Origin of the sequence: Nocardia abscessus NBRC 100374 (assembly GCF_000308455.1) — a bacterium.
GTDB lineage: Bacteria > Actinomycetota > Actinomycetes > Mycobacteriales > Mycobacteriaceae > Nocardia > Nocardia abscessus.
The window spans coordinates 24,742-47,707 of the sequence record NZ_BAFP01000001.1 but is presented as its reverse complement, the minus strand read 5'-3'; the positions used below and the strand labels follow the sequence as shown (position 1 = coordinate 47,707).

General features: G+C 66.8%; 18 protein-coding genes and 3 tRNA genes. 3 read left to right on the top strand and 18 right to left on the bottom strand.

Going from position 1 to position 22,966, the window contains the following annotated elements; all coding sequences use genetic code 11:
* Positions 1 to 8: 8 nt before the first annotated feature.
* Both ON19_RS00200 and ON19_RS00195 read right to left on the bottom strand, forming a co-directional pair.
* Entirely contained in the window at positions 9 to 494 is a 486-nt protein-coding gene (locus ON19_RS00200; protein WP_043684417.1) for a pyridoxamine 5'-phosphate oxidase family protein, read from the bottom strand.
* Entirely contained in the window at positions 491 to 1,000 is a 510-nt protein-coding gene (locus ON19_RS00195; RefSeq protein ID WP_218006357.1) for an SDR family NAD(P)-dependent oxidoreductase, read from the bottom strand. The genes ON19_RS00200 and ON19_RS00195 overlap by 4 nt, the downstream gene beginning before the upstream one ends.
* A gap of 228 nt (positions 1,001 to 1,228) precedes the next feature.
* Between ON19_RS00195 and ON19_RS00190 the strand changes: the two genes are divergently transcribed.
* Positions 1,229 to 1,933 (top strand): YoaK family protein, encoded by a 705-nt coding sequence (locus ON19_RS00190; RefSeq protein WP_083899052.1) that lies wholly within the window; start codon positions 1,229 to 1,231, stop codon positions 1,931 to 1,933.
* Positions 1,934 to 1,995: 62 nt separating this feature from the next.
* Here ON19_RS00190 and ON19_RS00185 read toward each other — a convergent pair whose 3' ends face one another.
* The 9 genes from ON19_RS00185 to ON19_RS00140 form a co-directional block, all read right to left on the bottom strand.
* Positions 1,996 to 2,517: a C40 family peptidase gene (locus ON19_RS00185; RefSeq protein ID WP_438803606.1), complete on the bottom strand. Its 522-nt coding sequence runs from the start codon at positions 2,515 to 2,517 to the stop codon at positions 1,996 to 1,998.
* Positions 2,518 to 3,133: 616 nt separating this feature from the next.
* Positions 3,134 to 3,925: a hypothetical protein gene (locus tag ON19_RS38590; protein ID WP_051168379.1), complete on the bottom strand. Its 792-nt coding sequence runs from the start codon at positions 3,923 to 3,925 to the stop codon at positions 3,134 to 3,136.
* Positions 3,925 to 4,650 (bottom strand): ParA family protein, encoded by a 726-nt coding sequence (locus tag ON19_RS38585; RefSeq protein WP_086006574.1) that lies wholly within the window; start codon positions 4,648 to 4,650, stop codon positions 3,925 to 3,927. Before ON19_RS38585 ends, ON19_RS38590 begins: the two co-directional genes overlap by 1 nt.
* 437 nt (positions 4,651 to 5,087) lie before the next feature.
* Positions 5,088 to 5,160 (bottom strand) — tRNA-Ala (locus tag ON19_RS00170).
* A 251-nt stretch (positions 5,161 to 5,411) separates the two neighbouring features.
* Positions 5,412 to 6,929, bottom strand: coding sequence for a bifunctional 3-(3-hydroxy-phenyl)propionate/3-hydroxycinnamic acid hydroxylase MhpA (gene mhpA / locus ON19_RS00160; RefSeq protein ID WP_043684409.1), 1,518 nt, complete (start codon positions 6,927 to 6,929; stop codon positions 5,412 to 5,414).
* Positions 6,926 to 7,282: a DoxX family protein gene (locus tag ON19_RS00155; protein WP_043684406.1), complete on the bottom strand. Its 357-nt coding sequence runs from the start codon at positions 7,280 to 7,282 to the stop codon at positions 6,926 to 6,928. Before ON19_RS00155 ends, mhpA begins: the two co-directional genes overlap by 4 nt.
* Positions 7,279 to 9,165, bottom strand: a complete 1,887-nt coding sequence (locus ON19_RS00150) for an acyl-CoA synthetase (RefSeq protein WP_043684402.1) — start codon at positions 9,163 to 9,165, stop codon at positions 7,279 to 7,281. Before ON19_RS00150 ends, ON19_RS00155 begins: the two co-directional genes overlap by 4 nt.
* Complete coding sequence (locus tag ON19_RS00145; RefSeq protein ID WP_043684399.1) at positions 9,162 to 10,097, bottom strand: fumarylacetoacetate hydrolase family protein; 936 nt, start codon at positions 10,095 to 10,097, stop codon at positions 9,162 to 9,164. The genes ON19_RS00150 and ON19_RS00145 overlap by 4 nt, the downstream gene beginning before the upstream one ends.
* Complete coding sequence (locus ON19_RS00140) at positions 10,094 to 11,227, bottom strand: VOC family protein (protein ID WP_043684396.1); 1,134 nt, start codon at positions 11,225 to 11,227, stop codon at positions 10,094 to 10,096. The genes ON19_RS00145 and ON19_RS00140 overlap by 4 nt, the downstream gene beginning before the upstream one ends.
* Positions 11,228 to 11,359: 132 nt before the next feature.
* Between ON19_RS00140 and ON19_RS00135 the strand changes: the two genes are divergently transcribed.
* Positions 11,360 to 12,016 (top strand): TetR/AcrR family transcriptional regulator, encoded by a 657-nt coding sequence (locus ON19_RS00135; RefSeq protein ID WP_043684393.1) that lies wholly within the window; start codon positions 11,360 to 11,362, stop codon positions 12,014 to 12,016.
* Between the two features lie 15 nt (positions 12,017 to 12,031).
* On the opposite strand, the gene ON19_RS00130 is transcribed toward ON19_RS00135, so the two are convergent.
* The gene (locus tag ON19_RS00130; RefSeq protein WP_043684388.1) at positions 12,032 to 14,233 is read right to left on the bottom strand and encodes an MMPL family transporter; all 2,202 of its coding nucleotides are present in this window, start codon (positions 14,231 to 14,233) and stop codon (positions 12,032 to 12,034) included.
* Between the two features lie 210 nt (positions 14,234 to 14,443).
* On the opposite strand from ON19_RS00130, the gene ON19_RS00125 reads away from it, so the two are divergent.
* Positions 14,444 to 14,516 (top strand) — tRNA-Ala (locus ON19_RS00125).
* 189 nt (positions 14,517 to 14,705) lie between these two features.
* On the opposite strand, the gene ON19_RS00120 is transcribed toward ON19_RS00125, so the two are convergent.
* The 6 genes from ON19_RS00120 to ON19_RS00095 form a co-directional block, all read right to left on the bottom strand.
* Positions 14,706 to 14,779: transfer RNA gene (locus ON19_RS00120), tRNA-Ile, on the bottom strand.
* 193 nt (positions 14,780 to 14,972) lie between these two features.
* Positions 14,973 to 16,190 (bottom strand): DUF3566 domain-containing protein, encoded by a 1,218-nt coding sequence (locus ON19_RS00115; RefSeq protein WP_043684381.1) that lies wholly within the window; start codon positions 16,188 to 16,190, stop codon positions 14,973 to 14,975.
* A gap of 39 nt (positions 16,191 to 16,229) precedes the next feature.
* Positions 16,230 to 18,749 (bottom strand): DNA gyrase subunit A, encoded by a 2,520-nt coding sequence (gyrA, locus tag ON19_RS00110; RefSeq protein WP_043684377.1) that lies wholly within the window; start codon positions 18,747 to 18,749, stop codon positions 16,230 to 16,232.
* 57 nt (positions 18,750 to 18,806) lie between these two features.
* Positions 18,807 to 20,852 carry a DNA topoisomerase (ATP-hydrolyzing) subunit B gene (gene gyrB, locus ON19_RS00105; RefSeq protein ID WP_043684374.1) on the bottom strand — a complete coding sequence of 682 codons (2,046 nt, stop codon included), beginning with the start codon at positions 20,850 to 20,852 and terminating at the stop codon, positions 18,807 to 18,809.
* 300 nt (positions 20,853 to 21,152) lie between these two features.
* On the bottom strand, positions 21,153 to 22,064 hold the full coding sequence (locus ON19_RS00100; protein WP_043684371.1) for an alpha/beta fold hydrolase: 912 nt from the start codon (positions 22,062 to 22,064) through the stop codon (positions 21,153 to 21,155).
* Between the two features lie 131 nt (positions 22,065 to 22,195).
* Complete coding sequence (locus ON19_RS00095) at positions 22,196 to 22,756, bottom strand: DUF721 family protein (RefSeq protein WP_043684369.1); 561 nt, start codon at positions 22,754 to 22,756, stop codon at positions 22,196 to 22,198.
* Positions 22,757 to 22,966: the final 210 nt, after the last annotated feature.

Below are 22,966 nucleotides of genomic sequence, written 5' to 3'. Positions count from 1 at the left end.
GCCCGCCCCTACGCGGAGGGCGCCTGCCAGATCCGGCTGCGCAGATCCATGCCCCGGATCACCTGGACGCGCCACGGCTCCAATCGCAGGATCTGCAGCTGGGGATCCTGCGGCGACCGCCAGAACTGCCCGAGGTCGTAGCCGGCGCCACGCGGACTCGTCTTGCGGTACAACTCCCACACCCGCTGCCGGATCTCGGGGGTGTCGACCCACTCCGCGGTCGCGTCGACCGCGACCGAGTTGTTGGTGCCCTGCGCCCAGTAGGAGAAATTGACATGCGGGTTGTTCGCGATGTGCGCTGCTTTGACCGGCGTCCGGTAGGTGCCCAGCCAACCGAGCGGGCGGCCGTCCATCTTTTCCCAGATCGGGATCAGCACCCTGGTGCGCGGCCGGTTCCGCTTGTCCACCGTCACCATGGTCGAGTAGACGATCCGCCCGACGTAGGCGTCGAACTCCGCCTCGATCTCCGCGAACGCCGTCACCTGCTGGGTCATGCCGCCGCCTCGGCTTCCGCCCCGGCCGCCCCGAGCCCCTGCGCCCAACCACCGTCGACCGGAAGCTCGACGCCCGTGGTGAACGTTGCGTCGAAGGCAAGGAACAGTGCGGCCTTCGCGACCTCGTGCACAGTTCCGTTGCGCCGCAACGGCGTACTGCGCTCACCCTGTTCCAGGAATTCGGCCCGCTGCTGTTCGGTCAGCCCGACCACGCCCATCGTCGTCGTCTCGATGAACCCGGGCGCCACCGAGTTCACCCTGATCCGGCGCGGCAGCAACTCGGCCGCCGGCACCTGGGCGATCGCCCGCAGCGCTTCCTTCGATCCGGAATACGCGCTGAGTCCAGGGAATACGACGTCGTTGGCGACGGTGGTGAAGACGATCGAAGTGTGCTCGTTGCGGCCGGTGAGCACGACCTGCACCCCCTCGTCGAGCAGCGCCTCCACGATGGCCAGCCCCATGCCGTGCGTGCCGCCGGTCACCACGGCCTTCTTTCCTGCGTTCACGATCGGGATCCCTTCTTGGTCAGTTACTTTTCGTAACCGACAGGATCTTGCGTCACCGTCGTGGACCAGCGGAAGACGGCACTTCCGAATTACTCGGTTACCGCGCAGGAACCAACTGCCGCCGCCGCGCGATGGCGATCGATCGGCAACCACCGGCGCTGCGTTGGCGGATTCCGTTGAGAAGCCTGCTTCACTGGGGTGCCGCCCTTACCGGAAGGAGTTCGACCCGTGCCGGAGCTGGAAGAAAGTCGCAAAGAGGCGCTTTTCGACAGCGAGGCCAGACTGTCCTGGGTGCTGGCCGCGCTCGCCGGGCTGATCGGCGCGGCGGCGTTCATGCATACGGCTGGCTATTTCGTCACCTTCATGACGGGCAATACCGAACGCGCCGTCCTCGGGTATTTCCACGACGAGCCGGACATGGCGTTGGCGGCCGCCGGATTGCTGATGTCGTTCCTCTCCGGTGTGGTCGTGGCCTCGTGGTGCCGCAGGCGCTACTGGTCCGGGCACCCGCATGGACCCACCCTGCTCACCACCGTCTGCCTGGCGCTCGCTTGCGTCATCGATATCCTGGAGTACCAGACGACCACCGAGCCGATCGGGCTGCTGCCGATCATGTTCGTCGCCTTCGGCGTCGGGGCGCTCAATACGTCGTTCGTGCAGAACGGTGAGGTGTCGGTGCCGCTCAGTTATGTCACGGGAACCCTGGTCAAGATGGGGCAGGGCATCGAACGTCATATCAGCGGCGGCGACTACGCGGACTGGCTCGGATACTTCTTGCTCTATGCGAGTTTCGCGCTCGGAGCACTGCTCGGCGGTCTGCTGAGCCTGCTGGTCGCCGGCTGGGCCATGCTGATCACCGCGACCGTCGTGTGCCTGCTCGTCACCGGATTCACCTACCTGCATCTGGACCGGCACGGTCCCCTCACTCAGTGAAACCGCTGCCACGCGTCTGCCGGTGCTCGCGACTGTGGTGGCTGTCGAGGAGTTCGAGGAAGTCAGAATCGGCGGGCACCGGTCACCGGCATCGAGGAGAGCGGGGAGGTGGTCACCCCGATGCCATAGGTCGATGCGTGGATGACTTTGCCGTCGCCGGCGTAGAGGGCGGAGTGGCTTCCGCCGTAGTACGAGACCATGTCGCCCGGCTGCAGATCGTCGAGCGGTATCGGTGTTCCGGTGGCGAGCTGGTCGTAGCTGGTGCGCGGGAGTTCTACGCCGGCCTGATCGTATGACCACTGCACCAGGCCCGAGCAATCGAAGGAGTCGGGGCCGACCGCGCCGTAGTTGTAGTCGGCGCCGAGTTTGGTTCGTGCCGCGTCGACTGCCATTTCGCCTGCGGTCTTCTGCGGGATCACCGTGGCGGGCGGGGTGGGCGCCCGGGGCATGATCTGCGGAAGGTCCGAGAGGAAGGGAAGCTCGATTTCCGGAAGCGCGCCCAGCAGCGGGATCTCGATCGCCGGAACCATCGTCGGCAGCGGTACCTCGATCACGGGGACGACCACCGAAACCGGGGACTCGATCGCCGGGCCGAGCGTGGCAGGCGCTATTTCGATTTGCGGAAGCGGAGCGGCGGCGGTGTTCTCGATTTCGTAGATCGCGGGCGTCACCGGAGCGTCGGTGACCGGGAGTATCGCGTTGTGCCGGAACAGTTCTTCCGGTGGGCCGGGCAATGAAATCTCGTCGGAAATCTCGAATGTTCCCACGCCGGGGATGGTCACCGGCTGTGCCGATGCCTCCGCGGCGCTGAACAACATGCCCATGAGGGCGGCCGCTCCGGCGGTGAGTGCCCAGAAAACGGCACTTCGCAGGTAGCGGATATATCGGACGTCGGTCGATGATGCCATGATGCGGTCCTCCGATGTTCATATCGTCGTTCTTCGGCGGGGGGCCCGTACGTCGCCGCAATTCCCGGCGCGACGGACTTCACCAAAGACCTCGAATTGATTCGAAAACCATCACGGTGCTTCGTCAGTCCAGCGGATCCGATCCGAGCGTTCACCTTTCGGCATAGAACACATCACGTAAAGCCCAACACGCGCATATTTCGTAACAAAACCATAACTCGTTTCGCTACAGCTTTCCGAATTATCAATTCGCAATTAGCTAACGCCGCCGGCGTCCGCGCGTCGGGGAACTTCATGCGGTGATCTGCTCCTCGATCTGTTTCGCGATCGTCCGCAGCCGCGCGGCGAATTCACGGGCCGCGCGCGGATCGTCGCTCGATCCCTTGACGACGCGCCTGGTCAGCGCCGCGAGCCGGGATTCCATGGTGCTGAAGATATCCGCCGCACGATCGTTCGGGTCCTCCGGCAGTTCACCGCGTAGCCACGCCTGGAGGCGCTCGACCACCACGTCCTCGTCATAGCGTTCGGGAAGCAGCGCGATCGCTTGCCGGAGCTTTCCCGCGGTCACCTTCACGTCGGCGCCCGCGGCGATCGTGGTGTAGACGGTGACCGCCGCGTCCTCGCCGTATTCGGCTGCGATGGGCAACAATTCACGAACCTGGCCTTCATTGATCGCGGGCGCCACCGGATGCAGCCGGGCAGCCAGCGGCCAAGCGCGAATGAGCTTGTGCGCGTACGACCTCTGCATGTCCCACCGCTGTTCCACGTACTCGTCGAAGGTCTCGTGGCTGTCGCGGTACAGCCGGCCGTCCCGCACGATCTGCAGAGCACGCCCGGCCGCCCAGAATGCGATGCGCAGCGTGTCGATCGACGACTCGCACGCCGTCAGTTGGACCCGTTCCCGATCGCTCAGTGGACCGTCACCCGCGTCCGGCACCGGCATGGTCAGAACATTCGGGCTCACAGCAGCTTTCGGCCGCCGCCATTCGGCATCGCGCAGCGGCGAGACCGGTGGCGTGTGCTCGGCGCCGTCGGATAGCGGATTCGCGCCGCCGATCGAACCTTTCCTGCGTTGCGGAGGCATCAGGCCGACACCTCCATGAGGACGCGGTAGGAGTTCACCAGCTCGTCGCCCACCTTCCGGTACTCGCCCAGATCCTCGATCGGGTTCTCGGCGCCCTCGCCGACCTCCCCGTCGGCCGCCTCGCGATACCATTTCCACGCGCTCAGATAGGAATTGAACACGTCGTATCCCGCGCTTTCCAGGTGCCCCCGCTGCGCCCGGTATTCGGTCGAGACGTTCACGCCTTTCTTCATGATCACCGGAACTTTGGTCATCAGCACTCGCACCCGGATTTCTCGGTTGCTCCCGGCCGCTGCCTCCTCTGCGGCTTTGAAGGTGCTCGGCACACGTTTGACTTCGGACGGGCTCACGCTCGTCAACAGCAGGAGTTCATCGCTCTCGGGAATAGCGGCTTTGAAGATCTCGGCGGACTCGCCCCCGGCGTCCACGATGATGACGTCGAAATCAGCGGCATTGTCGGTGATGCAGTCGTTGACGTGTCGAGAAGGGAACGCAACCAGCTCGAACGGCACTTCGACGCCCCCTTTGACCAGCCGCCGGTGCCAGGAGTATCCCGTCTGGCTGAGCGGGTCGGCGTCGATCACCAGCACCCGCAGTTCGTGAACCGAAGCGAAGTAACTCGCCAAGAAGAACGCCGATGTCGTTTTGCCGACACCGCCCTTCAGATTCCCCAGCGTGATGACCAGGGGTTCGGGCAATTCGAGTGGCGCAACAGAATTCGTCATAGACGGTCCTCCCAGGGTGAGGAGTGCATTACTGTGCTGGGCCAGTCTGGCACAGGCCGAGCGAATATCGTCCGATTAGCACGCTCTGTCGCGGCTGTGCCGCTTGTGCTCTGTGTCCAATTGGACACAAAACATCCGGTTCCCGACCGAGAAATCCATCCACCCGCCGAGGCGCCGACCGGCAGGCACCCATCTCACGTCACGATGCCTCTCGCGTCACGGTGACGGCATCGCCAGAGGCGGAAGACGACCACCCCCCCGGTCGGAAACACCCACGGAAGCCGTCGTCGGCGGCTGGATGATGGACGACGACGGAGACGCAGCCGACTCACTCCGGGAAGTTCACCGGGCACTCGGGGGTACTCCCCCGGTGCCCGACGGCTAGCGGCCGGAAGCCGGTCACGAACGCACGGAACAAGCCCGGAACGACGTATTCGTGGAGCCTAGAGGAATCGAACCCCTAACCCCTGCCTTGCAAAGGCAGTGCTCTGCCAATTGAGCTAAGGCCCCAGTGGGTCAGCGAGTGGTCACCTCGTGCCACATGTCCGCATCGCCGCGCTGGCGCAGCTTGGAGATTCCGAACAGGACCAGGACCACCACACCGGCGGTGAGAAGAATTTTCATGGTTTCCACCCTACTGCGCTGCTGGGAGCCGGCCCAGAAGAAGCCGAGCTCGCACCCCGGTTCGGCACCGCCGCCGGTGGATCCCGGCAATAGCTTATGAGCACGGCATGAACATTTCGTCAGTTATGAAATGCACTTCAATCGACCACTCGAACGGAGGGGAATCGCGGCATGGCCGCACACAGGGCCGACAGCTCGCGGGCGGTGGACTGCACGGCGCCGTCGGGCCGCACGAGTGCGGCACGGGTACCGCCCCGGCGTAGCCAGCGGCCCAGTTCGTCCGCCGAGCCGACGACGACCAGCGCTCCGCCGTGATCGCGGATCCGGGTGCGCTGCGCGGATGTCGGTTCGATCGTGGTGACGATCGCGTACCGGCCCGCGACGACGTCGTCGTAGCGACGGCCGTCGTCCAGCACCGCGTTGGGAACCAGATGGCCCGCGCGGCCGGGCCACGGAACCCGCCGCATGACGAGTTCGGACCGGCACAGCGGCGGTGTGCGGCCGCTGGTCGCGAGGGCGTGAAAACTGGGCAGGCGGCGCAGCTGCGGAGCGAGGAGTCGGCGGATGAGATCGCCCAGTTCACCGCCGTCCGTCATGGCCATTCCGGTGACCTTGGCAAGCCGAATCATGGTCCGCGCGTGCGGCTTTCGTTCGGTCTCGTAGGAGTCCAGGACCCGCTCCGGCAAGCTTCCGGCGAGAACTCCGGCAAGCTTCCAGGTGAGGTTGGCCGCGTCGCGCAGTCCGGCGCCCATGCCCTGACCGATGAAGGGGGGTGTGAGATGGGCCGCGTCGCCCAGCAGGAAGACCCGGCCCGCTCGCCAGCGGTCGGCGAGCTGAGCGCGGAAGGTGTATTCGGCTACCCGGAGCAACTCGAGTTCTTCGGCCGGAACGTCGCCGGTCCAAGGGCGGATCAGCTCGTAGAGCCCGCCGATCCCGTCGTAGTCCGCCGCGGCCTCACCGGGGCGCAGCCGGAACTCCCATCGGTGCCGCGTCGTGCCGATGCGCATGTACGTCGCGGCGCGGACCGGATCGCAGACCTGATGTACGCCCTCCCACGCCCCGATTTCCGCCGTTGTCGCCACGTCCACCACCAGCCACCGTTGCTCGAAGTTCAGGTCACGCATCCGGGCGCCGATGGTGGCACGAACCAGGCTGTTGGCGCCGTCGCAGCCCAGCACATATCGCGCCTGGACCGACTCCGTCGCGCCGGTGGTCCGGTCGGTGAACTCGACCCGGATGTAGCCGGTCTCCTGGGTCACCGCGGTGACTTCGACATCGCCGCGAAGCGTCACCTCCGGATGGCGCTGCACGGCAGTGCGCAGGATCCCCTCCAGCTCCGGCTGGTCGAACATGTTCGCGTCCGGGTGCCCGTTGCGGCCGCCCGCGGGATCGCGGCGGAATTCGGCCAGCACCCGATGGTTTCGGTCGAGCAGCCGCAGCCCCAGGGCGGGCCTCGAGATGGCGTCGAATTCCTCCCCCACGCCCAACCTTGCCAGCAGCCTGCGGATTTCGCCGTCCAAATGCACCGCGCGCGGTTGCGGATAGATGCCTTCCCAGCGCTCCAGCACGAGCGACTCGACACCGTATCGGGCGAGCAGGACGGCCGTGGTGAGCCCGGTCGGACCGGCACCGACGATCACGACCGGAACGTTCATCGGGCGGCTCCGAACTGTGTCACGACGTAGGCGACAGTGAGCAAGCAGCTCACGATCGCGGGAGTGAACGCCCGCACTCCGTCGCCCGCGCGCACGTGGACGACGACGGCGCCGACAAGCAACAGCACCAGGCCGATCCCCGCCGCGGCTCCGAGCGGCCACCAACCGATGCCGAGCAACAGGCCGAGCGCACCGGCGATCTCGGCGGAGCCGATCGCGCGGTAGGCCGTGACGGTATAGCCGACGTGCGCTGCCCGTTCCCGCATAAACGGCACCGCCAGCACCTTCGCCGCACCGAGCGCCGCGAAGAACACCGCCAGGACCAGGGCGAGCACGACAGATGCGACGCTCATCGACGCACCTCTATCTTCCACTCGATCGCGTACCGGCCCAGCACCGCCGCGACGGCGCTTTCATCACCGGTCTCGTCGAGTTCGACAGAGGCGAGGATCGCTCCGTCCTCGACGGTGGCCGCGACGGCGCATACCCCCGTGGCCGCACCGAGTGCGTCCAGGAGCTCGCGGCGCGTGGCGTCGGCGCGCAGCCCGAGCTTGTAGGGCTTGCCCACATCGGTGACCGGCAGCACGTCGAGCACCGTGACCGTCTTCGGCGCGGCGGCACGCTCCGGTACCCGCCGGCCTGCCCATTCGAGCAATTCGGTTTCCCCGACGTCGGCGCCGGTCGCGAGGGTGACGTACGCGACGGGAACCTCCCCGGCATGAACGTCGGGGCGGCCGACCGCGCCCGCCGCGGTCACTTGCGGGTGGGCCAGCAGAGCGTCCTCGATCATGGCCGGGTCGATATTGTGGCCGCCGCGGATGATCAGATCCTTCGCGCGGCCGTGCAGATGGATGAAGCCGTCCGCGTCGATATGGGCGAGGTCGCCGGTGTCGAGCCAGCCGTCGACCAGTGTGCCCATGCCGTCGAGTGCGTGGCCTTGCCGGCCGCGGCCGGTCACGTAGCCGGCGAACACCGTGGGCCCGCCGATGGTCAGCACGCCGGTCTCGCCGGTGGGCAGTTCCGTCCGAGCGCCGTCCGCATCGATTCGGACCACCTTCACCCGCTGGTAGGGCATACGCTGGCCGACCGCCGCCGGACGGGGCAGCTCAGGGAAGCTGCGCGCGCTGGCACAGGTCGCCTCCGTGAGCCCATAGCCCTCGACCAGGGTGATCCCGGTGTGCGTCTGGAAGCTCTCCCGAACCGCGGGCGGCAGCGGCGACGCGCCCACCATCGCGTAGCGCAGACTGCCGATATCGGCGTCGACCGGACATTGCGCGAGCACCGCGTAGACGGTGGGCACCGCGCTCATCGCGGCGAGCCGATAGTGCTCGACGATCTTCCAGAACTCGCCGTAGAGCGCGAGGTCCCGATAGCCGAGCGGTCCGGCCCACACCACCGGCTGCCCCTTGAACAAGGGCGCGAGCAGGGTGACGACCAGCGCGTTGACGTGGAACAGCGGCAGGGCCGCGAACACCACGGCGTCGGCGCCGAGCAGGGAATCCGCGGCGATCATCCACGCGTTGACGACTTCGTTGGCATGGGTGTGCGCCGCCAGCTTCGGCACACCCGTGGTGCCACCGGTGTGGAACAACGCGGCGAGGTCCTGCGCGAGCGGCGGCTCCCCGGCGAAGCCGACCGCATCGTGCGCCGCGGCCAGCTCGTCGAGATAGCCGACGCGCACGCCGTCGATGGGCTCCAGCGGCTCCGGGTCGGCCGCGCCGGTCGGTCGCAGCGCGAGCACCGCGTCCACCATGCCGTCGGCGGCCAGGCCTCGCGCGGTACCCCAAGCGGCGGCGGATAACTCGGGTCCGGCGGTGACGAGCACGCGGGCTCCGGTGCGCTGGAGCAATTCGGCGATGTGCCGCCGGGACAGTCCACTGTTGATCGGTGCGGCGATTCCGGCGAGCTGCGCGGCGAGAGTCGCCGGGATCAGCTCGGCGCAGTTCGGCGCGATCAAGGCCACCGCGTCGGTGCGGCGCACGCCGATTTCATACAGCAGGTTCGCGTATCTGTGCACATCGCCGAGCAGCTGGCCGAAGGTGCGCCGCAACGGTTCCCGCCACCGCGCCGCTTCCGGCAGCACGGTGACCGCGGTGCGCTCCGGCCGTGCTCGCGCGGCTCGCACCAGCAGGGCGTAGGTCGATTCCGGCAGGCCGCGCTCGGCCAGTGGCACGGATTCGATCTCGGGGAGGTCGGCCGGTTCCGCGTAGCGGGGCCACAGGAGGTCCTCGGTCACCGGTACCTCACCGTGGTGCGCTGGCGGCCCAGATCGATGGCGCCGTCGTCGGTGGACACCGTCGCCTCGATGACATCGCCGTCGTGCAGGTACTTCATATTCTTCGCCTGGCGTTTGAAGAACAGCTTCCACTTCGTCGCAGGCGGCAGCAGCGAGCCGATGATCTCGACCGGTTTGGGCGGGGCACTGATCGCCGTGCCGACAGGGGTTCCGGTGAGCAGCAGGTCGCCCGCGTCCATGCGCTGGAAACCGGTCAACACGCGCAGGGTTTCCAGCGGCCGGTAGATCATGTCGGCGACGGTCATGTCCTGCCGCAGCCCGCCGTTGACCCACAACCGCAGCCGCAGATCGGTGAACCGCTTCAGCTCGTCTGCCTCCAGCAGCACCAGCGCGGGCCCGACCGGGGTGAACGTCGGATACGACTTTGCCTCGTAGAACTGGGTTTTCGGCAGCTGGACGTCGCGGGCGGAGATGTCGTTGGTGACGACCAACCCGGCTATGTAGTCGGCGACGTTCGCTTCGGTGATCTCGGAGCCGACCGGCATCTCCCGACCGAACACCAGCCCGATCTCGACTTCGTAATCCAGCAACCGCACGTGCGACGGCCGAATGACGTCGTCGTGCGGGCCGCTGATCGAACCGGATGTCTTGCGGAAGAACGTCAGCGGCACCGTGGCCGGATCTCCGCCGGAATCCTGCACGTGCGAGGCGAAGTTCGTCATCTGCGCCACCACCCGGCACGGCGCGGTCACCGGCGAGACCAGCGACAGGCTCTCGACCGGCACCACCTCGGCGCTCGCGGACGCCGCGCGAATCGCCTGCCGGTCGGCCAGCAGTTGCCCGGTGGTGGTCGCGGCGGTATCGACCTTGGCGGCGCCCGCGGGTGTGGACACCCACCAGGCGTCGGAGGTACGGAGAACGGAAATGCTCATGAGCTGGCTACTTTCAACAGGCCGCGCAGGCGACGGAAATCGAATTCGTTGTCCTCGCGCAGCGCGTCGACCATCGCGCGCAGCTCGCGAACGGATTCTCGGCCCGGTTTCATGCCGAGGAAGTCTTTGCTGGCCGGCGGCCCCCACTGCGCCAGCCCGGAGGCGGTGAACGGCGCCCAGCCGGGTTCCACCGTGCAGTCGAACATGTCGCCGTCGCTGAAATGCTCGACCAGCAACCCGTCCGGATCGCGCCAGTAGTCGAAGATCTGGCTGCCCTGGATATGCCTGCCGATCCCCCACGACCGGTAGTAGCCGTGATCGCGCAGGTACTCCCCGCCCGCGGCCATGGCGTCCAGGTCGGCGACTTGATAGGCCGAATGCACGTATCGGTTCGCCGGCCCGAGCGCCAACGCCAATGTGTGGTGGTCGGCAGGTGTCCGGCCACGATCGCAGCGGATGAAGCTCATCGCCGGGCCGCGCTCCCGTTGGCCCGGGTAGTAGAGGAAGTCGCTGACTATCAGGCCCAGATGCCGCAGATACCAATCCAGCGTTTCGCGGTACCTGGTGGTCTGCACCACCACATGCCCGAGCCGCTGCACGCGTGCCGGCACGCGGGGCGGCCGCTGCGTCCGGTTCACGCGGGCGAGTTCGTGCCCGAAGTTGAGCCTGTGCGGCGGCTGTGCGGGGAGGACGGGCAAGGTGTGGGTATCGGCGACCACCCGCACGCGCAATCCGCTCGGGTCGGTCAGATCTACGGTCGATCCGCCCAAGCTCTCGGGCAAGTTCACCACCGTGCTGCTTCCGGCCCGGGCCAACCGGAGCAGGTCGGCGGTGTCCGCCGCGCGAAAGGCGGGGCCGACGAACCGCGAGCGCACGCCCCGGCGAATCACCACACACGGCGCCCCCGGATCCGCGCCGCGTAAGTACAGCTCGTCGGCCGTGCGCAGCGAGGTCGAGAAGCCGAACGCGTGCCCGAAGACCTCGGCGCGCTCCAGGTTCGGCTTCTCGAACTCCAGCCATGCCAGATCGTGCACTTTGACGATCGGATCGCGCGCCCGCCCCGGATGCTCGCCCGCCACCGCGCCGCGTTCGCTGTGCAATCCGGTGTGCGGGTCGTGCTGGTCGCCCATCGACCGCTCCCTCCATTGACTGACGATATCGTCACATACGACGCAACATTCAGTCAAGCAGCTTTGATGAATTCGTCATAACTGAGTTGCGGCGCTACCATGGTCGAGGCACCGACAGGGAAAGGAGCGGGCATGACAGCGCACACCGGGGCGGAGCCCAACCGCTTGCAGCGCCGCAAGGCCCGTACCCGCGCAGCCCTCGTGTCCGCGGCCCAGTCGTTCATCGCCACCGGGAAAGCGAACGCGCCGATCCTGGAGATCACGCAGGCCGCCGACGTCGGCATGGGATCGTTCTACAACCACTTCCAAAGCCGCGAAGAACTCCTACAGGCCGCTGTCGAGGAGGCGCTCGATCAGCACGGCGCGGTACTCGACCGCCTCTGCGCGGACATCGACGACCCGGCCCACGTCTTCGCGCAGAGCTTCCGGCTCACCGGCCGTATGCACCGGAGAATCCCCACGCTGAGCAAGGTGCTGCTCAACAACGGGCTGACGCTCACCGCCTCCGAGAAAGGTCTCGCACCTCGGGCTCGTCGCGATATCGAGGCCGCCGCCCGTACAGGCCGGTTCCAGACGCGCGACGCGGAACTGTCGATGACGATCGTGGCCGGGGCAGCGCTGTGCCTCGGCCAGTTGCTCCACGACCACCCCGACCGTGACGACGCGGCCGCCACCGATCAGGTCACCGAGGACCTGCTACGGATGTTCGGCGTCCCCGCCGACGAGGCGCGCGAGATCTGCTCGCTTCCCCTGCCTTCCCTCGACGGCGTGCCGGGCGACGCCGCCTGATCGGGCGCGGTGACATCAACCGGCCGCGCTGCCGACGGTGCTCGGGGTGAACTCCTTCTCCAGTTCGGCCCCCTCGATATCGAGATCAGGGACATAACGCCCGAACCAGCGCGGGTGGTACCACATCCGCTCACCGACCAGCGCCATGACGGCCGGAATCAAAGTCAGGCGCACCACGAAAGCGTCGAGGACGACGCCGACCGCCAGCGTGAACGCCAGTGGCTTGACGACCGGATTGTCCACCCAGGTGAAGGCCACGAAAACGGCGAACATGATCAGCGCCGCCGCGCTCACCACCCGGGCCGAATGCGCGACTCCGTTCCGCACCGACCCGTTCGCGTCCCCCGTGCGGCTGTATTCCTCCTTGATCCGGGAGACGACGAAGATCTGGTAGTCGCTGGAGAGCCCGAAGATGATCGCGAGAATGATGATCGGCAGAAAGCTCAGCGTCTGCGCAGCGGTCACATCGAAGAAGTTCGCTCCCCAACCCCATTGGAACACCGCGACTTGGACGCCGAGCGCCGCGAAGACCGACAGAATGAAGCCGACGATGGAGGACAACGGCACCAGCACGGTGCGGAAGGCGATCGTCAGGAGCACCAGCGCCAGGCCGACCACCACCAGCAGGAAGATCGGTAGCGCGGCGGCCAGCCGGTCGGAGGTGTCGATATTCGCGGCCGTCGTACCGCCGATCAGAAAGGCGGCCCCGGTGTTCGCCTCGAGGCGGTCGCGGTTGTCGCGCAGCCGGGTGACCAGTTCCGCCGTCGCTTCGTCGTCCGGCCCGGTCTTGGGCACGACCTGGATGAGCACCAAACGATCCCCGCTGCCCGCCGGCTGCACCGCGGCGACGTCGGGTTCGGCGCGCAGCCGGTCTATCAGCGTCTGCGCGGCGTCCGGCCCGGTGGCCCGGGACAGATCGGTCACCATCAACAGGGGGCCGTTGAAGCCGGGACCGAACGAGCGGCTGACCAGGTCGTAGGCCTTGTGAGCGGTACTCGACTCCGGTTGCGACTCCCCACTGGGCAACCCGAGCTGTATCCGCGTCGCCGGCACCGCCAAGACGACGAGCGCCGCGACGCCGAGTACGAGCAGCGGCACCCGGTAGCGCGTGACGAACCGGCCCCAGGTGTGCCCCATGGTGCGCTCCGGCTCGTACGCCGCGATCCGCGCCACCTCTTCCGGGCGTCCCGGATGCAGCGGTGGCGAGATGAAGCGGGCGACCGTGCCACCGGCGAATCCGAGCAGCGCGGGCAGCAAGGTCAGCGCCACCAGCATCGCCACCAGCACCGCGCCCGCCGCCGTCAGACCCATGACCGTCAGGAACGGAATACCGGCCACCGCCAGACCGCACAGCGCGATGATCACGGTCACCGCGGCGAACACGACCGAGCTTCCCGCCGTGCCGACCGCCAGCGGTATCGACTCCTCCGCGGGAAGACCCAGCACGATGTTGTGCCGGTGCCGGGACAGGATGAACAGCGCGTAGTCGATCCCGCACGACAATCCCAGCATCAATGCCAGTGAGGTCGCTGCCGCAGGCACGTCGACGAACGCCGCTATGCCGAGGATTCCGGTCAGACCGATCGCCACGCCGACCAACGCCGTGACGATGGGTAGGCCCGCGGCCACCACCGCCCCGAACGTGATCAGCAGGATGACGAATGCCGCGGCGATGCCGAGGAGTTCCGGTGTTTCGGGCACTTCGGCGGTGAAGCCGGGGTAGACGGCTCCGGAGAACTCCACTTCGAGACCTGCCTCGCGCGCTGGTACGGCGACGCGGTCGACCTCGTCCAACGTCTCCTCGGTGACCTCCCCCACCGGGACCGAGAACTGCACACTGCCCAGCGCGACCCGCTGATCGGGTGCGATCGCTCGAGCCTCGAATGGGTCGACCACCGTGGCAACCTGGGGCAACCCGCGCAAACCCGCCATGACCTGCTGGATTCGATCGCTCGGCTGCGGGTCGGTCACCTTCGCCATGCCGGGAGTGGCGAAGACCACCTGCATCTGGGCGCCGCTGTAGGCGGGCATCCGCTGCTTCAGCAGCGAAACCGCATCCTGCGACTCGGTGTTCGGAATGGTGAAGTTGTCGGTGGTCTTGCCACCGCTCGCCGCCGCGAACACGATCGCGCAGGCGAGCAGCAGCAGCCACACGGCCAGCACCCACCAGCGCAGCTGAGCGACCTGACGGCCGAGGGCGAACAGATACCGAGACATGCGGGTCCTCTCATCGAGCAACCAACGACACATCGAGAAACCGGATCATGACGCTGCGACCACCATAGGCGGCGATCCCGGCCCGCACAGCCGACATCGCCCGAATGCGGCCCTGGCCCCGCCGCCGCATCCAGCCGTTTTGACCATGTCAACGGCGAGAAGGTACCGTTTTGGAGGCGTCTGTACACGCAAGCCGTGACGAACGGTGCCGGGGCCTTAGCTCAATTGGCAGAGCACTGCCTTTGCAAGGCAGGGGTTAGGGGTTCGATTCCCCTAGGCTCCACAAACGGAAAGGGCGAGTGCTTCTGAGAAGCACTCGCCCTTTCCGTTTTCCCTGAAGCTCTTGCTCCGGAAGCGGCGGCTCCGGCCACGAGACCATGACCGATGACGAACCGATGCGCTCCGCAAAGGGCTCTGAGCACTGGATCGAAGAGAATTTTCGAATGGTCGATGACCACATCAGGAGGATGGGTGGGCCTAGGAGGACTTGAACCTCCGACCTCTTCGTTATCAGCGAAGCGCTCTAACCGCCTGAGCTATAGGCCCGTACCTGGTGTCGTTCGCGGTGAACAACAACGTGTAGAGACTACACAACACCTCTCCACTGAACCAAAACGGCTGGTAGAAGCCCTACTTAGCCTCGCTTGCGGCCGCAAGTGCCGGTCCACATCGTCGGACGGCACGAACGGAAACGGCCGGTACCCCCTTGGTGGGAGTACCGGCCGTTCGCAACGCCGTACTAGTCGGGGTCGGCCAGGGTGACCTGGATGCCGCCGACGAGATCGCAGCACTGGTTGTAGATGAAGGTGCCGACGGTGCCGAGCGCGGTGAACAGCACGACGTTGATCAGGCCGATCACGCCCGCGTAGCCGAAGACGGTGCCGGCGTCGATCAGCCCCACCGAGCCGCTGTCCTGGGACACCATGTCGGTGAACGTGTTGTTCAGCCGCTCCCACACGCCCATGCCCTCGAGCACGATGTACAGCAGGCCGACCGCCAGCATCCACACGAAGAACATGGCCACGCTGATCACCAGCGAGATCTTCAGCGTCGACCAGGGGTCGATACGACGGATCTGCACCGTGGCCCGCAGCGGCTCACCGGCGGCGACCGCGGCGGCCACCGCGACCGGAACCGCGGGCGAGACCGGCCCGGACTGCGGGCTCCCGGGAGCTTCGCTCGGCGGCAGCGGATGCCGGATCTCGGACAGGTCCGGCATGTCCTTGATCAGCTCCGGTCTCGCGATGCTGCGGGTGGGCCCGTCGATACCGACCGACTTCACCATGGCAGCTTCCTTGCGTGCCGCCTTGGCCGCCAAGTCGGCGGTGGTGCGCGCGTTGGACGTGCCGCCGCCGAGACCGCCCCCGCCGCCCGAGTTCGGGCGGCCGGTGACCGGCGCCTGACCGGGACGGTACAGATTGGACTGCGGCTCCCGCTGCGGCAGCTGCGCCCACCCGTCCTGGTACGGCGACTGCGGTCCGCCGTTGGCGGCCGCGCCGACCGGCTGCTTGTCCTCGCTCTCGGGCGCGGACTGCGGAGCCTGGTTGCTGATCCGCGCCGTCTTCTGGTCGAAACGATCCTGGCCGTCACCATCGGGCGCCTGGTTCGGCCCGCCCTGCTGCGGCGCGAAATCACCCTGCTGCTCGCGAATCTCGTGCGGCTGGGCGTTCGGCTGGTTGCCGCCGGGCTGGTTACCCGGATGCCCGCCGGACTGCGGCCCGTTCGGCTGGCCCGGGTGTCCACCCGGCTGACCGCCACCGGGGTGGCCGCCGGGTTGTCCGCCACCAGGGTGACCGCCCGGCTGGCCGCCGCTTTGCTGGCCGCCGCCGGGCTGACCGTTCTCGGCCGAGGCGACCGGCCGTGGGATCGGCCGCGGCGGGATCGGTGACGGTGCGATCCGCTCGGTCACACCGTTCGTCTGGTGCCGCTCGTCATTCGGCTGATTCGGAGTGGTCAATGGGAATCCTTAGATCCGTTCGTTGCCGCCGCTGATGGATTAATTCTCGGAGGAGCCGGTGTCGCCGCCACCGAGGACCTGATCGGGATCGGGCTCGTCGGCATTGCGCGCGATCGCAAGCAAGGTATCGCCATCTGCGAGGTTCATCAATCGCACGCCCTTGGTCTGTCGTCCAGCCTTACGAACCTGCTTCGCCGCCGTCCGGATGACGCCGCCCCCGGAGGTGATCGCGTACAACTCGTCGTCATCGTCGACGATGAGCGCCCCGACCAGCGTGCCACGTTTCGCGTCGAACTGGATGGTCAATACGCCTTTACCGCCACGGCCCTGCGCGGTGTACTCCTCGATCGCGGTCCGCTTCGCGTAGCCGCCGGACGTCGCGACCAGCAGATATGTGCCGTCGCGAACCACATTGAGGGACAGCAGTTCATCGCTGGTGTTGAACCGCATGCCCTGCACGCCGGAGGTGGCGCGCCCCATCGGACGCAACGCCTCGTCGGTCGCCGAGAAGCGAATCGACTGTCCGAGCGCGGAAACCAGGAGCAGGTCTTCGTAGGCCGAGCAGAGCACGGCGCCGACCAACTCGTCCTCGTCGCGCAGATTCACCGCGACGATGCCGCCGCTGCGGTTGGAGTCGAAGTCGGTGAGCTTGGACTTCTTCACCAGGCCGTTCTTGGTGGCGAGCACCAGATACGGGGCGTCTTCGTAGGACTTGATCTGGATGATCTGGGCGATCTTCTCGTCCGGCTGGAAGGCCAGCAGGTTCGCCACATGCTGCCCGCGCGCGGTGCGGTTGGCCTCGGGCAGTTCGTAGGCCTTGGCGCGGTAGACCCGGCCCTTGTTGGTGAAGAACAGCAGCCAGTCGTGCGTCGAGGTGACGAAGAAGTGCTTGACGATGTCGTCCTGCTTGAGGCCCGCGCCCTGCACGCCCTTGCCGCCGCGCTTCTGGCTGCGGTAGAGATCGGTCTTGGTGCGCTTGGCGTAGCCGGTCTCGGTGATCGTGACGACCACGTCCTCGCGGGCGATCAGATCCTCGTCGGCCACGTCGCCGTCCGCCGCGATGATGCGGGTCCGCCGGTCGTCGCCGTACTTGTCGACGATCTCGGCCAGTTCGTCACGAACGATGGCGCGCTGGCGCTCCGGCTTGTCCAGGATGTCTTTCAAGTCGGCGATCTCGGCCTCGATTTTGGCCAGCTCGTCGATGATCTTCTGCCGCTCCAGGGCGGAGAGGCGACGCAGCTGCATGTCGAGAATCGCCGTCGCCTGGATCTCATCGATGTCCAGCAGCTCCATCAGCCCGAGCCGTGCGGTGTCGGTGTTGGCCGACCGCCGGATCAGTGCGATGACCTCGTCCAGCGCGTCGAGCGCCTTGACCAGACCGCGCAGGATGTGGGCCCGTTCCTCCGCCTTGCGCAGCAAGTAGCGGGTCCGCCGGACGATGACGTTCAACTGGTGCTCGACGTAGAACCGGATCATCTGGTCGAGCCGCAGTGTCCGCGGCACACCGTCGACGATCGAGAGCATGTTCGCGCCGAAGCTCGTTTGCAGCTGGGTGTGCTTGTAGAGATTGTTCAGCACCACCTTGGCGACGGCATCGCGCTTCACCGTCACCACGATCCGCATGCCCACGCGGTCCGAGGACTCGTCGTGGATGTCGGAGATGCCCGCGATCTTGCCGTCTTTCACCTGCTCGGCGATCGAGTTGATGAAGTTGTCGGTGTTGACCTGGTACGGGAGCTCAGTGATGACAATCGTCGTCCGGCCCCGGTTGTCCTCTTCGATCTCGACGACGCCGCGCATCCGGATCGAGCCGCGACCGGTCGTGTAGGCGTCGTGGATGCCCTGACCGCCGACGATCAGTCCGTGCGTGGGGAAGTCCGGGCCCTTGACGCGCTCCATGCAGGCCGCCAGCGTGGCTTCCTCGTCCGCGTCGTAGTTGTCCAGAGCCCAGTAGATCGCCTCCGCGAGCTCGTTCAGGTTGTGCGGCGGGATGTTGGTCGCCATGCCGACCGCGATGCCGTTGCTGCCGTTCATCAGCAGGTTGGGCACCCGGCTCGGAAGCACCACGGGTTCCTGGGAACGGCCGTCGTAATTGGGTGTGAAATCGACCGTCTCATGGTCGATTTCCCGCAGCAGTTCCATCGCGAGCGGGGTCAGTCGGCACTCGGTGTACCGCATCGCGGCGGCGCCGTCGTTACCGCGGGAACCGAAGTTGCCCTGCCCGTCGACGAGCGGATAACGCAGCGACCACGGTTGGGCCATGCGGACCAGCGTGTCGTAGATCGACGCGTCACCGTGCGGGTGATAGTTACCCATGGTCTCGGCGACCGGGCGGGCGGACTTCACGTAACCGCGGTCCGGGCGGTAGCCGTTGTCGTACATCGCGTAGAGCACGCGCCGGTGCACCGGCTTGAGGCCGTCGCGCACATCGGGCAGCGCGCGGCCGACGATCACGCTCATCGCGTAATCGATGTAACTGCTCTGCATCTCGTTCTGAATATCGACCGGTTCGATACGGTCGCCCGCACCGCCGTTCGGGGGCAGCGTGGTCTCGGTCATGCGGTCTCCTTACCGGGCCTGACGTCAATAGGGGCTGTGCAGCAGTGGCACGCCGGCCTATACGTCGAGGAAGCGAACGTCCTTGGCATTGCGGGTGATGAAGCTGCGACGCGCCTCGACGTCCTCGCCCATCAGGACCGAGAACAGTTCGTCCGCAGCAGCCGCGTCGTCGAGCGTCACTTGACGAAGCACCCGCACCGCGGGATCCATGGTCGTCTCCCACAGCTCCTTGGCGTTCATCTCACCGAGGCCCTTGTAGCGCTGCACGCCGTCGTCCTTGTTGATCTTCTTGCCCGCGGCGAGCCCCGCTTCGAGCAGACCGTCGCGCTCGCGATCGGAGTAGGCGAACTCCGGATCGCTGCGCTGCCACTTGAGCTTGTAGAGCGGTGGCTGCGCCAGGTACACGTGCCCGTGCTCCACCAGCGGGCGCATGAAACGGAACAGCAGCGTGAGCAGCAGCGTCGAGATGTGCTGGCCGTCGACGTCGGCGTCGGCCATCAGCACGATCTTGTGATACCGCAGCTTGCCGATGTCGAACTCGTCATGGATACCCGTGCCGAACGCGGTGATGATCGACTGGACCTCGTTGTTCTTGAGAACCTTGTCGATGCGCGCCTTCTCGACATTGATGATCTTGCCGCGCAGCGGCAGGATCGCCTGGTACATCGAGTCGCGGCCGGACTTGGCCGAGCCGCCCGCGGAGTCACCCTCGACGATGTAGATCTCGGACTTGCTCGGATCCTTGGACCGGCAGTCGGCCAGCTTGCCGGGCAGGCCGCCCAGGTCGGTGGCGGACTTGCGCCGCACCAGTTCGCGGGCCTTGCGCGCGGCGACGCGGGCCTGCGCCGAGGACACCGCCTTGTTCACGATGGTCTTCGCGTCAGCCGGGTTGGCCTCGAACCAGTGGGTGAGGTGTTCGTTGCAGGTGCGCTGCACGAACGACTTCACCTCGGTGTTGCCGAGCTTGGTCTTCGTCTGGCCCTCGAACTGCGGCTCGCCGACCTTGACGCTCACGATGGCGGCCAGGCCCTCACGGATGTCGTCACCGGTGAGGTTGCCGTCCTTCTCCTTGAGGAGCTTCTTGTCCTTCGCGTACTTGTTGACCACCGTGGTCAACGCCGCACGGAAGCCCTCTTCGTGCGTGCCGCCCTCGTGGGTGTTGATGGTGTTGGCGAAGGTGTGCACCGACTCGGAGTAACCGGAGTTCCACTGCATCGCCACCTCGAGTTCGTGGCCGGTGCCCTTGCCGGTGAACCCGACGACCGAGTTGTGGATCGCCTGCTTGGTGCGGTTGATGTGGCGGACGAAGTCCTCCAGACCGCCCGGATAGTGGTAGGTCCGGGTCTTCACCTTGTGCTCGGCGGGCGCGGCGCTCTCGTCGGCGTGCTTGGGCGCTTCGGCGGTCTCGCTGACCACCTCGTCGGTGACGTCGGAGTCGCTGACGCGTTCGTCCGTGAGCTTGATGGTCAGTCCCTTGTTCAGGAATGCCATCTCCTGCAGCCTGCGGGCCACCGTCTCGAAGTTGTAGGTGGTGGTCTCGAAGATCTCGGGGTCCGCCCAGAAACGGATGGTCGTACCGGTCTTCTTGGTCGGCTCACCCTGGACCAGCTTGCCGGGGGTGGAATCTTTGTAGGTCTGGCTCCAGTGGTAACCGTCGCGGTCGATCTCGGCCTCCAGCCGACTCGACAGGGCGTTGACCACGGAGATACCGACGCCGTGCAGACCACCGGACACCGCGTAGGAATCCGAGTCGAACTTGCCGCCCGCGTGCAGCTGGGTCATGACGACCTCGATGGTCGGCACGCCCTGGGCGTGCATCGCCACGGGGATGCCGCGACCGTCGTCGACCACTTCGACGCCGCCGTCGGCCAGCAGGGTGACCTCGACCTTCGTCGCGTACCCGGCCATCGCCTCATCGACGGAGTTGTCGACGACCTCCCAGATCAGGTGGTGCAGACCACGCTCACCGGTGGAGCCGATGTACATGCCCGGACGCTTGCGAACCGCCTCGAGCCCCTCGAGAACCGTAATGGAGGAGGCACCGTAGTCCTGCTTCCCGGTCGCTCTGGTCGAACCCGATGCGGTGGAGTCTTTGGCAGCCACTGGTCGGTAGCTCTCCTTACTTGCTGATCCCGGCATAGAGCGATCGGACAGCGCGCGTGAGGCCCCGATATACCTGCTCGAGAATTAGGGTCCACGCGCGGACTGTGCGGAACGCGCCGAAGGTGTCGCCGCTAGTTACGTCACCATCCTACTGGTACACCCAACTTACAGCCCACCTACGACACCCCTCACAGCGCCGTGGATGCGAGAAAACGGATCTCGGCGACTCGGATCAGCCTTGCGGCATTTTTGATCCATCAGAAGTGGGCTGAGAGATGCGTGGCGAGTCGTCGGCCCGGATCAACGCCCGGCGTCGATCCGAGCGACGAACGCGGCGGTGTGCCGCGCCAGTTCCGCCGGGTGTGAGATCGGCGACCAGTGCCGCGCCGGTATCTCCACCCGGGACAAACGCGGGACCCATCGGTCGGCCTCGGCGTTCACCACCGGCCGCACGGCACGGTCGCCGGTGGCGACGATCAGCTGGACGGGCACCTCGATCGGACGCGGGCGCGGATGGCGCAGGCGGGAGCGGATGTTCGCACGGTAGAGCTTCAGACTGTTGATCATATCGGCGCGCAGCGTCGGCGCCGTCTCCACCAGCGCGGGGTCGAGGCCGTCGAAGAACGCGAGGAAGCGCGGCCAGCGGCCGGACAACAGCCGCAGCACCGGATCCGGCAACTTGGGGATCTGGAACGCCACGGTATAGGCCGAAGCGACGGCTTGGCCCAGCGCGCCGCGCAGCCGCGCCGCGGTAAGAGGACCGCGCAAGTAGGCGCCGAGGAAGTCCAGATTCGGACCCGACACCGAGGTGAACGACGCGATTGCCGAGGCGGCCTCTGCGGCGGCGACCACCTCCCACCCGATCACCGATCCCCAGTCGTGTCCGAGGACGTGCACTCGTTCGCCGGGCGCCACCGCGTCGATGACCGCGCGAACATCGGCCGCGAGCTCCTCGATCCGGTAGGCCTCGACCGCGGTCGGCGTCGAACTGTCGCCCGCGCCCCGGTTGTCGAAGGCGATCACGCGGTACCGGCCGCCGAGCAGGGCGGCCACCCGGCTCCACAGCACATGGGTATCGGGCCACCCGTGGATCAACAGGACCGGCACCCCCTGGGGATTGCCGCATTCGAAGACCGCGAGTTCGACGTCGCCCCGGCTAACGGTCCGGGTCGCGGTCGCCGGAAATGGACCGACCGACGTGGTGATGGTCATCGAACCCCTTCTGCTCGGACGATTCCGATCCGACGCGGGCGAGTTCCGGGCGCGACGTCGGGCGAGCGTTCCACGTGAAACGCTGACAGGAGGTAAACGTAACACCAAGTATCAGATACTGCGCGGGGTGGTCATCCGTAGGTGTCGCGCGGTCCGCGACCTTTGATATGACGCTCGCCCTTGCGCCAGCTCGGCGCGGCAGGCCCGGAGATCTTCAACGAGGTCACCACGCCCTGGCCGACGGCGGCGTTGATCTTCGCGAGGATCTGGCCCTGCAGCATGCGCAACTGGGTCGCCCAGGCGGTCGACTCGGCGGCGATGCTCAACACGCCGTCCTTCAAGGTGACCGGTGTGGCGTGCGCGGCGATGTCGTCGCCGACCACTGCCGCCCAGCGGCCGAACACCATGCCCTCGGCCACCTTGTTCGACCACCCGCGATTCTTGGCGATGGAGCCCGTCAGCTTGAACAGCGGCTGTGGATCACGGTCGTCCGGGCCGGCGCCGGACCATCCGGTCCGCCTGCGACCGCCGGCCCGCAGCCTGCGCTGAGGCGACGAACGCCCCTGCCCGACCGCCTTGCCGCTCGCCCGTGCCGCGGCGCGCGCCTCCTCCAGAGCACGCCGAGCCAGATCGATCCCGCGCAATTCAGGCTCCGGGCCTGCGGATTCAGGCTCCGCGGGCTGATCGCTCATCGCCCCTCTCCCTCCGCGGCCGGTGGTTTGTCCCCAGTTTTGTTCAAGTTGTCCCCAGCCTGTACGGAAGGTTGCCGGCACCGGAGCACATGTGGGCCGACCATTGATCCGGCGTGCCAAAACTCCCTGTTCGACGCCCAAAGAGCCGGATTTCGGAACGACACTGGTCGCTTGCTCGACTGTTGCCGAATCACGTTCCACAGAATCGTT